Source organism: Roseobacter sp. HKCCD6576-2 (assembly GCF_013179285.1).
Lineage (GTDB): Bacteria > Pseudomonadota > Alphaproteobacteria > Rhodobacterales > Rhodobacteraceae > Rhodophyticola > Rhodophyticola oceani.
The window spans coordinates 823,880-837,184 of the sequence record NZ_WVNW01000001.1 but is presented as its reverse complement, the minus strand read 5'-3'; the positions used below and the strand labels follow the sequence as shown (position 1 = coordinate 837,184).

Genomic DNA, 13,305 nt, shown 5'->3' with positions numbered 1-13,305 from the left:
CTTTGATCAGGGGCCGGAACGCACCACCGCTTCGGCCCCAATCGCACCTGCAAGCGCCTGAAACCGGGCCTCGGCCACCTCGCCAAACAGGTTCCGCCCCGCATCCGTCGTCAGTGTCAGCTCCAGAACTCTCTTTTTTGGATAAAGCTTGAGCCGCCCATGATCCGGCAGTCGGTCGAGCGCAAACATCGCGCCAAAGCGCATTGCGCGGCCCAGGATCTCCGCTTGCACCACATCGGCCTCAGGCAAAAGCTTCAACAAATCCGTGTCAAAATTCGTGCCCGAGCGGCTGGATTTATACCGGTGCAACAACGCCAGACCCAAAAACACCCGCTCCGCATGGGTCATGCCGCCCAAATTGGCGCGAGTTGCGGTGTCGAAACACACCTCGGCCCGGTAATCGGGATGCGCGCGCCAGCTTACATCATGCAACAGACAGGCCGCCCGCACCAAGCGCTTTCGCGCCGGTCTGGCATTGGAAAAAAGCGGTTCCACGAATTTGTAGAGCGCGCGACCAAAGCCCTGCATCCGCGCGTTCTGCGCCTCCGCATGGCGCGCGGCTTCGATCAGAGGGTCACGATGGCGGAGCTCCGGCCCCATCTGCTCATAGAGCAACCCCTCGCGGATGCCATAGCTTGAGATCGCCACCTCATGCGGCCTGATCTGCCGCATCAACACGCGCAGCACCTCGGACGCCAAAGGCACCAGGCGCATCCGCGCCTCGCTGGTGCCGGTTTGCCCCCGCAACACATCGATATCGGTCTTGGCGATGTATTTGATCGTCTCCATGATCGCGCGCGGCGTCATGCGATATTCATGCAGCACTTTCAAAGGGTACCCGCGCCGCTCCATGTCGATCCGGGCAATGGCACGCCACGATCCGCCGACTAAAAACAACCGCTCCGGGCGGTCCGGGAACTGGGTTTTGAGCGCTACGATCCGATCCTTGATATGGGCGCGAACGGCTTTTTTGCCGCCCTTGATCCCCATCAGCTTCAACGGCCCCAAATCCGAGGTCTCGCAACGGCCCACCTGGCCTTCGCCCAACAGCTCCGCCAGTTCCATAGACGAGCCACCGATATCGCAGATCAGCCCCTGCGCCCCGGGCCAGCCCAACAGCACGCCCTGCGCCGCAAGACGCGCCTCTTCCGCGCCATCGACGACGACAATCTGCAAGCCAGTCTCCGCCGCCACTTCGGCGCGAAACTCTGGCCCATCCTCGGCCTCCCGCACTGCCGCCGTTGCAACCGTCACCAAGGGCGACACATCCATCGCCTCGGCCAGTGCCGCAAAGCGTTTCAAAGCAGTCAAAGCCCGCGCGCGACCATCAACCGACAGCCGCCCGGTTTCGGCAAAGCCTGCACCCAGACCGCAAAGGATTTTCTCGTTGAAGAAGTAAGCCGGCGACCGCGCCGCGCCGTCGAACACCACCAGGCGGACGGAGTTCGAGCCGATATCGATCACACCCACCCGGCTTAGCGCGCGGGCTTGCGGCCCATCGAAAAGCGGCGCGCCAAACGGTCCCCAATCGGGGTGCGTCTCAATCGGAACGGCAGCCTCTCCCATCATAGTCACAGGCATGACATGCCGCTCACGCACCCGTCAATCATTCGAATGGGTCAGCGCTGGTACGTCTTTCGCCCCGGCGGACCCTCGGCCCGACAGCGACGGGTTCTCCATAAAGAACCGGTGGCAGGAAAATGGGTTCTCGATCTGGCTCAGGTCGGGGCGCTCAAAGCTGCCATCGGGGGTCAACACCCAGCTCTGCGCCACATCGGCCAGATTGGCGGCCATGATCTGGCTCACAATCTGCGCTTTCACCGTCGCATTTTTGCATTCCACCAGAGTTTCGACCCGTCGGTTCAGGTTCCGACCCATCCAATCCGCCGAACTGATATAGACCCGCGCCTTCTTCGACGGCAGGCCCGATCCGTTGCCAAAACAGACAATCCGCGAGTGCTCCAGGAACCGGCCTACAACCGATTTCACCCGGATATTCTCGCTCAACCCCTTCACCCCAGGCCGGAGCCCGCAGATGCCCCGGATCACAAGATCGATCTTCACCCCCGCCTGGCTCGCCTGATAGAGCGCGTCAATGACATCAGCCTCGATCAGGCTGTTCATCTTGGCCCAAACCATCGCAGGTTTGCCCGCTTTGGCATGCGCCGCCTCGGCCTTGAGGTTCTCGAGGATTGTCGATTTCAGGCTGATCGGAGAGATCGCCAGATTCTCCAGCCCCTCCGGCTCGGCATATCCGCCGATATAATTGAACACCTTCGTCGCATCTCGGCCAAGCGCATCATCGCAGGTAAAGAGGCTCAAATCGGTGTAAATCCGCGCTGTGATCGGGTGGTAATTGCCGGTTCCGTAATGGGTATAGGTCACCAGCTTGTCACCCTCGCGGCGCACGACCGTCGAGATCTTGGCGTGGGTTTTATAGTTGATGAAGCCGTAAACCACATGCGCGCCCGAGCGTTCCAGCTTGCGCGACTGTCGGATATTCGCCGCCTCATCAAACCGCGCTTTCAACTCCACAAGTGCGGTGACCGACTTGCCATTCTCCGCCGCCTCACACAGCGCCTCGACAATCGGGCTCTCGTTAGACGTCCGATAAAGCGTCTGTTTGATCGCAACCACATTCGGGTCCCGCGCCGCCTGCGCCAGAAAGCGGACCACCATGTCGAAGGTCTCATACGGGTGATGGAGCAGCATATCCTTCTGCTGGATCGCAGCGAACATATCCCCTTCGTGATCCTGCACCCGCTCGGGCACGCGCGGCATGAAACCGGGCCAGAGCAGGTCGGGGCGTTCGTCGATCACCAGTTCTTTCAGAGCGATGAGGCCGATCATGCCTTTGACTTCAACGATCTCGTCGCCTTGAACATTCAGTTGTTCGATGATCTCCGCGCGCAGATTTTCTGGCGCTGCATCAGAGATTTGCAGGCGAACAACTTCGCCACGGCGGCGGCGCTTGAGTGCGGTCTCAAATTCGCGCACCAAATCTTCGGCCTCTTCCTCAACCTCCAAATCGCTGTCGCGCAGGATGCGGAAGCTGCACGACCCGGTGAGTTTATAGCCGGGGAACAGCGCCCCCACATGCAGCAGCAACAACTCTTCCAATGGCAGGAATCTGGCCTGCCCGTCTGGTGCCTGTAGTTGCACAAAACGGTCGATCTGCCCCGGGATCGGCAAAAGCGCTTGCAAGCTCCGCCCGTCGCGCTCGCGTTTCATCTGCAAGGCCAGCGAGAACCCCTCGTTGGCGATAAACGGGAACGGATGCGCCGGGTCGATGGCCAAAGGCGACAGAACAGGAAACACCTGGGTCAAGAACACCGTTTCGAGATAGGATTTGTCCGCAGCGGTGAGGTCCGACCGGGCGACCACGTTGATCCCCTCGCCTTCCAGTTCCTTTTTCAACGCAATCCAAACGTCCTGCTGGCTCTGCATCAACGCTCGGGCATCGGCATTGATCAGGGTCAGCTGTTCGGTCGGGCTGCGGCCATCGTCGGAGGGCATGACATTGCCCTCAAGCGCCAACTCTCTGAGGCCCGCGACGCGAACCGTGTAAAACTCATCAAGATTGCCCGCCGAGATCGAGACAAACCGAACACGTTCCAAAAGCGGTACACGCGGATTTTCGGCCTCTTCCAAGACTCGCCAGTTAAACGCAAGCCAGCTGAGTTCCCGATTGAAAAACCGTTGCGGCCCCTTGGTTTGCGCCTCGGGCAAATCAACGGGGTCGGGAATTGGGGCCGTGAGGAAATCTGCTGTGCTCATGGGTTCTTGCGTTAGGTCAGTTCTATATCAAGAACGTGACATTTATTCCTTGTCATCCGCAAGGATCGCCTTGGCCATTTTGCGGGTGGGTGGGCGTTTTGCCGCCAATGCCATCGCGTCAAGCGCCGTGATAAAGGCTTGAGCGGCGGCAAAAGAACGTTCGATCCGAGCCAGGGCGTAGCTCAGGATGCGTGGCTTGAGGGGCATCTCCCTGTCTTGGGCGAGTTTCAACATGACCGCCGCCAGAAGCGCGTCATCGGGTGGAGACAAACACAACACGCCCGCCTGCCGCATCCGACTGTCCAGATCGGGCAAATCGAGCCCCCAACGTTCCGGCGCATCCCGCGCCGTCAGGAGGAGCGGCGCATCGCGCCCCGCCAGGGCATTGTGCAAATGGAACAGCGCCGTTTCTGCCTCCGGTTGACCGGCAATGTCATCGGCGTCTTCGACAGCAACGCCCGGCGCATCGGCCAGCGCCTCAACCCGCGCCGCCGTCAGATCGCGCGCTTGGATCAGAACCGCGCCTGACATGTCGGCCCAGACATGCGCCAGATGGGTCTTGCCCGCCCCTTCGGGACCAACCAAGATCATTTTCCCGAAAGGCCAGCTTTGCCAACCGTCGATACCGGCGACCGCCACCGCATTGCCCGGGGAGACGAAGAAATCCTCGCGCCCCATCGCGGCGCGGAGGGGAAGTGTGAAGACCAGTTGCTCGGCCATCGCTAGTCGTCCTTGGTCTCGCCAAGGCCCTGATAGAGCAAACTCTGCTTATATTGCTCCACCCCATATCGGACCAAAACACCGATCACGGCCGCGACCGGCACCGCCACCAATAGGCCAACAAAGCCGAACACCGCGCCAAACGCCGAAAGCGCAAAGATTAACCACACCGGGTGCAGCCCGACCGAGCCCCCCACCAGATTGGGGGTCAGGATATTGCCTTCGACAACCTGGCCGACTTGAAAAATCGCCGCCACGGCGACAATCCACCACCATTCGCCCCAGAATTGGAAGAGCGCCAGGCCAACGGCCAGAACCCCGCCAAACAACGCCCCGATATAGGGGATGAACGAGATCAAACCGGCGATAAACCCGACAACAACGCCAAATTGCAGGCCGATAATCATCAAGGCAACGGCATAGAACGTGCCTAGGATCAGGCAGACCGTCCCTTGCCCGCGGACGAAACTCGCCAAGGTCTGATCAATCTCGGAGGCCAGGCGACGGATGACGGGGCGATGATCGCGCGGCAGAAGATCGTCGATCCGGGCCACCATCCGATCCCAATCCCACAGCAGATAGAATGAGACGACGGGCACAACGACGATGAACACGATGACATTGATCACCGACATGGCGGAACTCAACACGCCATTGAGCAACTCGCCGCCACGGGATTGGATCGTCTCGCCGATTGCCACGAGCGAGCCCCGGAGTGGTGAGCTCTCATCCATCAATTGCGGGAACTGCGTGATCAGGAAATCGCGCAATTGGATGAAAAGATCAGGTGCCGCGGAGATGAGGCCCGTGAGCTGACTGATCAGAAGCGGCACCACGATCAGCGCCGCAATGACAACGACCAGCAGCGCCATCAATGAAATCAGAACCGTGGCCCAGATGCGTTTGAGCCCCTTTGCTTCGAGCCAATCGGCCACAGGATCAAGGAAATACGCCACGGCACCGCCGACGACGAACGGCAAAATGACATCGCCAAGCGCCCACAGGATCAAAAGGAACACCGCAAAGGCGATGCCCCAATAGATCAGTTGTTGTCGGACCGGCAAAGCCATAACGCGCGGGTCTCCTTCCTGCCCCCTTGATGCGACAGGGGCCGGATCAGGGCAAGAGCAAACCCAAAGGCCGGTTTCCGCGAGGAAACCGACCGGAAAACGCGCGTTTTCCGGCTCCCTCTCCTCAATCTCTCAATATTGGGCGGATCAGCCTCGGGCTTCCCCAATCAAGCGCAGAATATCCTGAGCCGCTTCCGGGATGTTCGTGCCGGGCCCGAAGATGGCTTTGACACCAGCATTTTGCAGGAATTCATAATCCTGGTGCGGGATCACACCGCCGCAAATCACGATGATATCCCCGGCATCATTGGCCTTCAGCGCCTCGATCAGCTTTGGCGCGAGGGTCTTGTGCCCGGCGGCCTGAGACGAGATGCCGATGACATGAACGTCATTGTCGATCGCGTCCTGCGCCGCCTCCTCCGGGGTTTGGAAGAGCGGCCCCACATCCACATCAAACCCGATATCGGCGAAGGCCGTGGCAATGACCTTGGCACCCCGATCATGCCCGTCCTGTCCCATTTTCACCACCAGCATACGCGGGCGGCGGCCCTCTGCCTCGGCGAATTTCTCCACATCGGCCTGGATCGCCGCGAAGCCTTCATCGCCCTCATAGGCGGCACCATAGACACCGGCCAGGGTTTTGACTTCCGCCCGGTGGCGGCCAAAGGATTTTTCCATCGCCATGCTGATCTCCCCCACGGATGCCCGCGCGCGGGCCGCTTCGACGGCCAGTTCCAACAGATTTCCAGTGCCGGTCGAGGCGGCCTGCTCAAGCGCCGCAAGGGCACCCTCGCAGGCCGCCGCATCACGCGTCTCGCGGATGCGCGCTAGCCGCGCCACCTGCGCCTCCCGAACCGCGGTGTTGTCAATTTCGAGAATGTCGATCGGGTCTTCCTCGGTCAGCCGGTACTTGTTCACCCCGACAATCACCTCATCGCCCCGATCGATCATCGCCTGGCGTTTGGCTGCACTTTCCTCGATCCGAAGCTTCGGCATGCCGGTGGCGACAGCTTTGGTCATGCCGCCCATCTCTTCGACCTCTTCGATCAGGGCCCAAGCCTGCTCGATCAGCTCTGCCGTCAGCGCTTCGACATAGTAGGAACCCGCCAACGGGTCGACCACATTGGTCACGCCGGTTTCTTCTTGCAAAATCAACTGCGTATTCCGGGCGATCCGGGCGGCAAACTCGGTGGGCAATGCGATGGCTTCGTCCAGAGCGTTGGTATGCAGCGACTGCGTACCACCCAGAACCGCACTCATCGCTTCATAGGCAGTGCGCACCACGTTGTTATAGGGATCCTGCTCCTGCAGGCTGACCCCCGAGGTCTGGCAGTGGGTCCGCAGCATCTTGGAGCGTTCGGATTTCGCACCGAACTCCGTCATGATCCGGTGCCAGAGGAACCGCGCCGCGCGAAGCTTGGCCGCCTCCATGAAGAAATTCATGCCAATGGCAAAGAAGAAGCTCAGCCGCCCGGCGAATTTGTCGACATCCATGCCGCGGGCCATCGCCGCACGCACATATTCGCGGCCATCGGCCAGCGTATAGGCCAGTTCTTGCACAAGGTTCGCCCCCGCCTCTTGCATGTGATAGCCGGAGATCGAGATCGAGTTGAATTTCGGCATCTCATTCGACGTATATTCGATGATGTCGGCAATGATCCGCATCGAGGCCTCGGGCGGGTAGATATAGGTGTTCCGCACCATGAACTCTTTCAGAATATCGTTCTGAATCGTGCCCGAGAGCACCGCGCGCTCATGGCCTTGCTCCTCACCTGCCACGATGAAATTCGCCAGGATTGGGATCACCGCGCCGTTCATCGTCATCGAGACAGAGACCTTATCAAGTGGGATCCCGTCGAAGAGGATTTTCATATCCTCCACACTATCGATCGCCACACCGGCCTTGCCCACATCGCCCACAACGCGGGGATGATCACTGTCATAGCCCCGATGCGTGGCCAGATCGAAGGCGACCGACACACCTTGCTGCCCGGCGGCCAGCGCTTTGCGGTAAAAGGCATTCGACTCTTCCGCCGTCGAGAACCCCGCATATTGCCGGATCGTCCAGGGCCGCCCGGCATACATCGTCGCCTTCACGCCCCGGGTAAACGGCGCCTCGCCCGGCACGCCTCCCATATGTGGCAGGTCCGTCGCATCTTCAGAGGTATAGAGCGGTTTGACCGGGATGCCCTCCAGCGTATCCCAGGTCAGATCGTCCAAGGCACGACCGCGCAATTCTTTCGCGGCTAGGTCACGCCAGGCGTCGGTGTTCTCCGTCATATTAGGATCCTCTTACTTGTCTTGTCGCGTCCCGATCTGTGGTCGGGTCGTCGATATCTCGTCGCAGCTCAGCGGCCTTGACGGACCACCAAGGCAGATTTCCCGGCAAACGGGGCCGCCCGATCAGCGGCGAACCTTGCACCGGCTTAAGCCCTTCAATTGAAGCAGGTTTCGCCCGCCACAATGCCGCAGCACATCTGTGAGCCAGGCAAATCAGGTTTTTGCGGTAATCCGAGGCGTATTGCGCCACGAAACCCTTCGCATTCCATCGCTGACCCCCTATATCTGGCAGAGACGGAGGATTCATGCGCGCATCCCTACTGACCAGCCTAACCCTTGGTTTTTCACTGTTTCTCGCCTTGCCCGGGGCCGCGCAAGATGTTGCGATGGCGCAAAACGAGACTGGGGAAACCGAAACCGAGGCTGTTGATCCGCTGGAACCGCGCAGCGCGGTTGATTTGGATTTGAACGACTTTCTTTGGGTATCCAGACCGATTGTCGTCTTTGCCGACACCGATGCCGACCCCAGATTTCGCGAGCAAATGGCGCTTCTGGCCGACCGGCCCGACCCGCTTTTGGAGCGCGATGTGGTGATCATCTTCGACACCGACCCCGAGGCCCGGTCGGAGATTCGCCGCCAACTGCGCCCACGCGGCTTTGCACTGGTGCTGATGGACAAAGACGGCACCGTCAATCTGCGCCGCCCCTCGCCACGCGATGTGCGCGAGATCATGCGCGCCATCGACAACATGCCGCTCCGCATCGAAGAGCTGCGGTCGGACGGATAGCCCGCGCCAGGGGTATGCGGAACGGCCCAGGTCACCGGATCACTCGAACTCCATAATCACGTCATCGACCGCAAGGCTGTCACCGGCGCCTGCGTTGATCTTGGCGACCACGCCTTTCTTCTCGGCGCGCAGGATGTTTTCCATCTTCATCGCCTCAATGGTGCAAAGCGCTTGACCTTCCTGCACCTCATCGCCCTCGGCGACATCAACCTTCACGATCAAGCCCGGCATTGGGCAGAGCAGCAGCCGCGACGTATCCGGCGGCAGCTTCTCGGGCATCAGCCCCGCCAATTCGGCCTGCCTTGGCGTTCGCACCACTGCCTTGAGATCCGCACCGCGATACCTGAGCCGCGCGCCCCCTCGGATGAAATCGGTCTTCACGATCATCGGAAGCTCACCCACGCTGCCTTCAAACAGCGTATCGCCAAGCTGCCAGTCCGAGTTCACCTTGAAATGACTGTCATCGGCGAAAGTCACCTCGGTGCCGAAATCGGTCTCTTCGATATGCACCGGGAAGGATTCTTTGCCGACAAACACCACCCAATCGGGCGCAACGCGGCGCGAATGATTGGGCATCGTCCCGCTGATCTTGGCGGCCCGCTCTTCTTTCAACATCTTCATATGCGCCGCGACCGCGGCCAGATGTTTCAGATCATTGCCCTGTGGTGTCACGCCCTCGAACCCATCGGGATATTCCTCCTCGATAAAGGCCGTCGTGATCTCACCCGAGACAAAACGCGGATGGTCCATCACGGCAGCGAGGAATGGCAGATTGTGCCCAATCCCTTCCAACTCGAACCCATCGAGCGCGTTGCGCATGCCTTCAATCGCTGCGGGCCGATCCGGTGCCCAAGTGCAGAGCTTGGCGATCATCGGGTCGTAATACATCGAAATCTCGCCGCCCTCGAAGACGCCGGTGTCATTCCGCACCGCCGTTGTGCCGCTCGGTGCCTCACCCTGCCACTTGTCACTGTCCAGAAGCGGCCCCGACGCGACTTCCGCCGGCGGGCGATAACGCACAAGGCGCCCGATGGAAGGCAGAAAGCCGCGATACGGGTCCTCAGCGTAAAGCCGACTCTCGATCGCCCAACCGGTCAGCGTGATGTCGTCTTGCGCAAAGGGCAGCGCCTCGCCGCCCGCAACGCGGATCATCTGCTCCACAAGATCAACGCCGGTGATCAGCTCCGTCACCGGATGCTCCACCTGAAGCCGGGTGTTCATCTCAAGGAAATAGAAGTTTTTCTCACCATCGACGATGAATTCCACCGTTCCCGCACTGGTGTATCCGACTGCTTCGGCCAAGGCGACGGCCTGCTCCCCCATCGCTTTCCGCGTGGCCTCATCCAGGAACGGCGACGGGGCCTCTTCGATCACCTTTTGGTTCCGGCGTTGGATCGAGCATTCCCGCTCGCCCAGATAGACCGCGTTGCCATGGCTGTCAGCCAGAACCTGGATTTCGATATGGCGTGGTTGGGTGACGAACTTCTCAATGAAAATCCGGTCATCGCCGAAGCTGCTGGCCGCTTCGTTTTTCGAGCTTTGGAAACCTTCGCGCGCTTCGTCATCATTCCAAGCGATCCGCATGCCTTTGCCGCCACCACCGGCGCTGGCTTTGATCATCACCGGATAGTCAATCTCATTCGAGATTTTGACTGCCTCTTCGGCATCCTCGATCAGCCCCATATAACCGGGTACGGTGCTCACCCCCGCCTCTTGAGCAATCTTTTTCGAGGTGATCTTGTCGCCCATCGATTCAATTGCGCCGGCGGGCGGGCCGACAAAGGCCACGCCTTCCGCCTCGAGGGCCTCAGCGAATTTCTTGTTTTCAGAAAGAAAGCCGTAGCCTGGATGCACAGCCTCGGCGCCCGTGTCGCGGATCGCCTGCATCACCTTGTCGATCACGATGTAGCTTTCCGACGCGGCTGGCGGACCAATATGTACCGCTTCATCGGCCATCTTCACATGCAGCGCATTGCGATCCGCATCGGAATAGATCGCGACCGTCTTGATCCCCATCTTCTGCGCTGTCTTGATAACGCGGCAAGCAATCTCGCCGCGATTGGCGATGAGCAGTTTCTTGAACATTATTGGCTGTCCCCTTCTTTCAGGCGCAGTGGCCTGTCTTCAGCACAAAAAAGGCCGCCCGGGGTTCTGCCCCGGCGGCCTTCTGTTAGATCGTTGGTACGAGTTGTGGCGGGTCGCGCCTTAGTTGCAGAGCCCCGCGTCGTCGCAAAGCGCGCCGCCGGCCGCACCGATAAGCACACCGGTTGCGATATTGCCGTTAAGCGCGGCTGCGGTGACACCACCGGCCGCGGCACCAAGACCGGCGCGTTCCAAATCGGACGCCACGCAAGCCGATAGGCCCAGGGTGGCAACAAGGGCGAGTGTGAGTTTGTAGGTTCCGCGCATTGTGCGTCTTCTCCTGTCGATTTTATGCCTCTATCGCGACAGCCTACCTCAGTTCGCCCCCGGAAAAAAGGCGGTCGGCACAGAAACCTGGCCGACCGCTTCGAAGGGGAAGGGTAACACGTCTTGTCACGACCGGCCCGAAAACAGCTGGGGACAGGGGCCGGTAAAAGGACGTTGGCACAGGAAAAACCGGCCCAAAAGGACAAGTTACCAGCAAATCTGCTTTGGGCCGGAAACCGCGCAATCGAGAGGAGCATAGGCAGCATCATGCCGATCCGCCCTCCCAAATACCGCGCCCGTCGAAGGCCTCAGGGAAGGATGCGCGGGCGCGACCCTCATCAATCTGCAGAAGAGCGTCATAACTCTTGGGATCAAACGGATCTTCGGCGGCAACGACTTCACGACCGAACACCCAACTCAGCCGTCCGGCATCCAGATTTCCGCGCTCAAAAGGCTCTGACCCGAAATAGAGCCAGAGCGCCTCCATGAAGGCCGCATCCGCGCGCCGATCGGCAGGGCGTCGGTCGGCATGGCGCTCCCGCCGGATAAGCGGTGTTGCTCCCGCCTTGTTTTCACGGCGGATGGTGAATTGATAATCGCTGCCCGGAAGGCGGCCAGGGAAGCCGCGATGCTTGATCATCGCGGCCCCCAATTCTCAGAGTTACGGAACCCGTGGGCCACCAGCGGCGTTCTGACCACGCCCACCGGTCTGGGTCGAACTGTCGTCACCATCATCGCCGATCGGCTGACGTCCGCGATCATAGACAGGCGGGCAGATCGCCACATTCGCGCCAGCTGTGTAGCTTTCCTCACAGACCTCGTCGCAGTTCGGAATATTAGACGAATAATTCGTACCGGGCACAGGATCACTTGGGACACAAAGCGCCTCGCCGGATTTGGAAAAGAGTGGCATCGCTCGCGCCACTTGCGGCTCTGGTGGCTGTGCACATCCGGCCAAAACCAACGCCGCGGGGCCCGTAATGGCCAACAATCGTATTCTAAGCATGGGAGTCTCCCCTTCAAAAATGTGACTTCACAATACTGTGTTCGCGTCACATTACAAAGAGGTTCAAAAAAGATCGCCGCCGGAGTGGCCGCGATGTGCCGGACGGACAGCAAAGCCCGTCCGGCGAGGACACCGTCAGTTGTACTTGTTGTACACCGGTTCCTCGACAATAGGGGCCGGCTCGACAATGATGATTTCTTCCTGCGCGGGGGCCTGCGCACAAGCGGCGACGCTTGCCAAAAGTCCCAATGCAAGAAGCGCTTTGATGCTCTTGGACATCTCGCTCTCCTGTTATGTGTGACCCTGCCGGGGTTGATCCCAGTCATGATCATTGGTTCGGTCACTTGGAGGTAACCAGGGCCGAAGATACCCTGAATTGGGATCAATCGACACCGGTTTCGCGGGACAGCTCGGGTCTGTGGCGCGCTTGCATCAAATGCTTGTCGGCATGAACCGCGATCCGCAACATATTGTGGCTGCATCAAAAACCCTCCCAGATGCAGGAGTTGTCGTCAAAGACATACCCGGCAAAAACCTGCGCAGCTTCGGCATCGGCCTGACCACGCGGCACCACCCGATCCATGATCTGCACAACGATCTGCACTAGCGGTTCGGGGGCAGCGTCTACAGCCCCCGGCGCGAAATGCGTGCATGCCCAATCCAAATCCTCCTGCGGGTCATCCTCGGCATCGGCAAGATCCGGGGCCAGAAGTCGGATCACCGCCCATAACTCCTCGGAATAGGGCTGCACCTCATAGAGCACCTCGTGCAACGTCACCGCCATCCCCGACGGCGCGACCACCTCTTCCGCCTCCGCCGGTGCCGCCACGAGGGCGAGAGGGATCACCAACGCCTTCATGGCCGCCGCGCCAACATGTCGATTTCGACCAATGCGCCCACCGCCAACGCCGTGACCCCAACGGTCGTGCGCGCGGGCCGCCGATCCGCCGAAAAATAGCTCTGATAGGTCTCATTGAACGCCGCATAATCGCGTTCGAACTCGGTCAGATAACAACGGCATTGCACCACATGTCTCAGATCAAGCCGAACGCCCTGAAGCACGATCTTAAGATTCCGCATCACGGCCTGGGTTTGCGCCACGATCCCGTCCGGCAATGGCCCGTCGGGGTTCTCCGGATCGGTCGGCATCTGGCCGGTCAGGACAACCCACCCGTCCGTCTCGACCGCGTGGGAAAACGGCGCTACGGGGCGAGGGCCGCCCAAAATCATATGGAAAACCGGCTCAGACATCCCG

General features: G+C 60.2%; 13 protein-coding genes. 1 reads left to right on the top strand and 12 read right to left on the bottom strand.

The window, feature by feature from the left end:
* Positions 1-6: 6 nt before the first annotated feature.
* From GTF44_RS04170 to scpA, 5 genes are all read right to left on the bottom strand, one after another.
* A complete protein-coding gene (locus GTF44_RS04170) occupies positions 7-1,581 on the bottom strand; it encodes a Ppx/GppA family phosphatase (protein WP_253261147.1) in 1,575 nt (524 codons plus the stop codon).
* Between the two features lie 21 nt (positions 1,582-1,602).
* Complete coding sequence (locus GTF44_RS04165; RefSeq protein WP_171557736.1) at positions 1,603-3,777, bottom strand: RNA degradosome polyphosphate kinase; 2,175 nt, start codon at positions 3,775-3,777, stop codon at positions 1,603-1,605.
* Positions 3,778-3,819: 42 nt separating this feature from the next.
* A complete protein-coding gene (locus GTF44_RS04160; RefSeq protein ID WP_171557735.1) occupies positions 3,820-4,497 on the bottom strand; it encodes a DnaA/Hda family protein in 678 nt (225 codons plus the stop codon).
* Positions 4,498-4,499: 2 nt separating this feature from the next.
* The gene (locus tag GTF44_RS04155) at positions 4,500-5,567 is read right to left on the bottom strand and encodes an AI-2E family transporter (RefSeq protein ID WP_171557733.1); all 1,068 of its coding nucleotides are present in this window, start codon (positions 5,565-5,567) and stop codon (positions 4,500-4,502) included.
* Between the two features lie 147 nt (positions 5,568-5,714).
* On the bottom strand, positions 5,715-7,847 hold the full coding sequence (gene scpA, locus GTF44_RS04150) for a methylmalonyl-CoA mutase (protein WP_171557731.1): 2,133 nt from the start codon (positions 7,845-7,847) through the stop codon (positions 5,715-5,717).
* A gap of 305 nt (positions 7,848-8,152) precedes the next feature.
* Here scpA and GTF44_RS04145 point away from each other — a divergent pair, with 305 nt between their 5' ends.
* Positions 8,153-8,635 (top strand): DUF4174 domain-containing protein, encoded by a 483-nt coding sequence (locus GTF44_RS04145; protein ID WP_253261146.1) that lies wholly within the window; start codon positions 8,153-8,155, stop codon positions 8,633-8,635.
* 39 nt (positions 8,636-8,674) lie between these two features.
* On the opposite strand, the gene GTF44_RS04140 is transcribed toward GTF44_RS04145, so the two are convergent.
* The 7 genes from GTF44_RS04140 to GTF44_RS04110 all read right to left on the bottom strand — a co-directional run bounded on the left by GTF44_RS04140 (position 8,675) and on the right by GTF44_RS04110 (position 13,301).
* Positions 8,675-10,720 carry an acetyl/propionyl/methylcrotonyl-CoA carboxylase subunit alpha gene (locus tag GTF44_RS04140; protein ID WP_171557730.1) on the bottom strand — a complete coding sequence of 682 codons (2,046 nt, stop codon included), beginning with the start codon at positions 10,718-10,720 and terminating at the stop codon, positions 8,675-8,677.
* A 120-nt stretch (positions 10,721-10,840) separates the two neighbouring features.
* Positions 10,841-11,044, bottom strand: a complete 204-nt coding sequence (locus tag GTF44_RS04135; RefSeq protein WP_171557728.1) for a hypothetical protein — start codon at positions 11,042-11,044, stop codon at positions 10,841-10,843.
* A 265-nt stretch (positions 11,045-11,309) separates the two neighbouring features.
* Positions 11,310-11,684: a hypothetical protein gene (locus GTF44_RS04130; RefSeq protein ID WP_171557726.1), complete on the bottom strand. Its 375-nt coding sequence runs from the start codon at positions 11,682-11,684 to the stop codon at positions 11,310-11,312.
* A 21-nt stretch (positions 11,685-11,705) separates the two neighbouring features.
* Positions 11,706-12,050 carry a hypothetical protein gene (locus tag GTF44_RS04125; RefSeq protein WP_171557725.1) on the bottom strand — a complete coding sequence of 115 codons (345 nt, stop codon included), beginning with the start codon at positions 12,048-12,050 and terminating at the stop codon, positions 11,706-11,708.
* 135 nt (positions 12,051-12,185) lie between these two features.
* Positions 12,186-12,329 (bottom strand): hypothetical protein, encoded by a 144-nt coding sequence (locus GTF44_RS04120; RefSeq protein WP_171557724.1) that lies wholly within the window; start codon positions 12,327-12,329, stop codon positions 12,186-12,188.
* Between the two features lie 202 nt (positions 12,330-12,531).
* Positions 12,532-12,897, bottom strand: a complete 366-nt coding sequence (locus tag GTF44_RS04115) for a DUF6497 family protein (protein ID WP_171559553.1) — start codon at positions 12,895-12,897, stop codon at positions 12,532-12,534.
* Positions 12,898-12,905: 8 nt separating this feature from the next.
* Complete coding sequence (locus tag GTF44_RS04110; protein WP_171557720.1) at positions 12,906-13,301, bottom strand: RidA family protein; 396 nt, start codon at positions 13,299-13,301, stop codon at positions 12,906-12,908.
* Between the last annotated feature and the right edge of the window lie 4 nt (positions 13,302-13,305).

Excerpts from the sequence above, each read along its gene's own strand:
- GTF44_RS04170 (WP_253261147.1), bottom strand. The coding sequence starts at position 1,581 with ATGCCTGTGACTATGATGGGAGAGGCTGCCGTTCCGATTGAGACGCAC.
- GTF44_RS04165 (WP_171557736.1), bottom strand. The coding sequence starts at position 3,777 with ATGAGCACAGCAGATTTCCTCACGGCCCCAATTCCCGACCCCGTTGAT.
- GTF44_RS04160 (WP_171557735.1), bottom strand. The coding sequence starts at position 4,497 with ATGGCCGAGCAACTGGTCTTCACACTTCCCCTCCGCGCCGCGATGGGG.
- GTF44_RS04155 (WP_171557733.1), bottom strand. The coding sequence starts at position 5,567 with ATGGCTTTGCCGGTCCGACAACAACTGATCTATTGGGGCATCGCCTTT.
- scpA (WP_171557731.1), bottom strand. The coding sequence starts at position 7,847 with ATGACGGAGAACACCGACGCCTGGCGTGACCTAGCCGCGAAAGAATTG.
- GTF44_RS04145 (WP_253261146.1), top strand. The coding sequence starts at position 8,153 with ATGCGCGCATCCCTACTGACCAGCCTAACCCTTGGTTTTTCACTGTTT.
- GTF44_RS04140 (WP_171557730.1), bottom strand. The coding sequence starts at position 10,720 with ATGTTCAAGAAACTGCTCATCGCCAATCGCGGCGAGATTGCTTGCCGC.
- GTF44_RS04135 (WP_171557728.1), bottom strand. The coding sequence starts at position 11,044 with ATGCGCGGAACCTACAAACTCACACTCGCCCTTGTTGCCACCCTGGGC.
- GTF44_RS04130 (WP_171557726.1), bottom strand. The coding sequence starts at position 11,684 with ATGATCAAGCATCGCGGCTTCCCTGGCCGCCTTCCGGGCAGCGATTAT.
- GTF44_RS04125 (WP_171557725.1), bottom strand. The coding sequence starts at position 12,050 with ATGCTTAGAATACGATTGTTGGCCATTACGGGCCCCGCGGCGTTGGTT.
- GTF44_RS04120 (WP_171557724.1), bottom strand. The coding sequence starts at position 12,329 with ATGTCCAAGAGCATCAAAGCGCTTCTTGCATTGGGACTTTTGGCAAGC.
- GTF44_RS04110 (WP_171557720.1), bottom strand. The coding sequence starts at position 13,301 with ATGTCTGAGCCGGTTTTCCATATGATTTTGGGCGGCCCTCGCCCCGTA.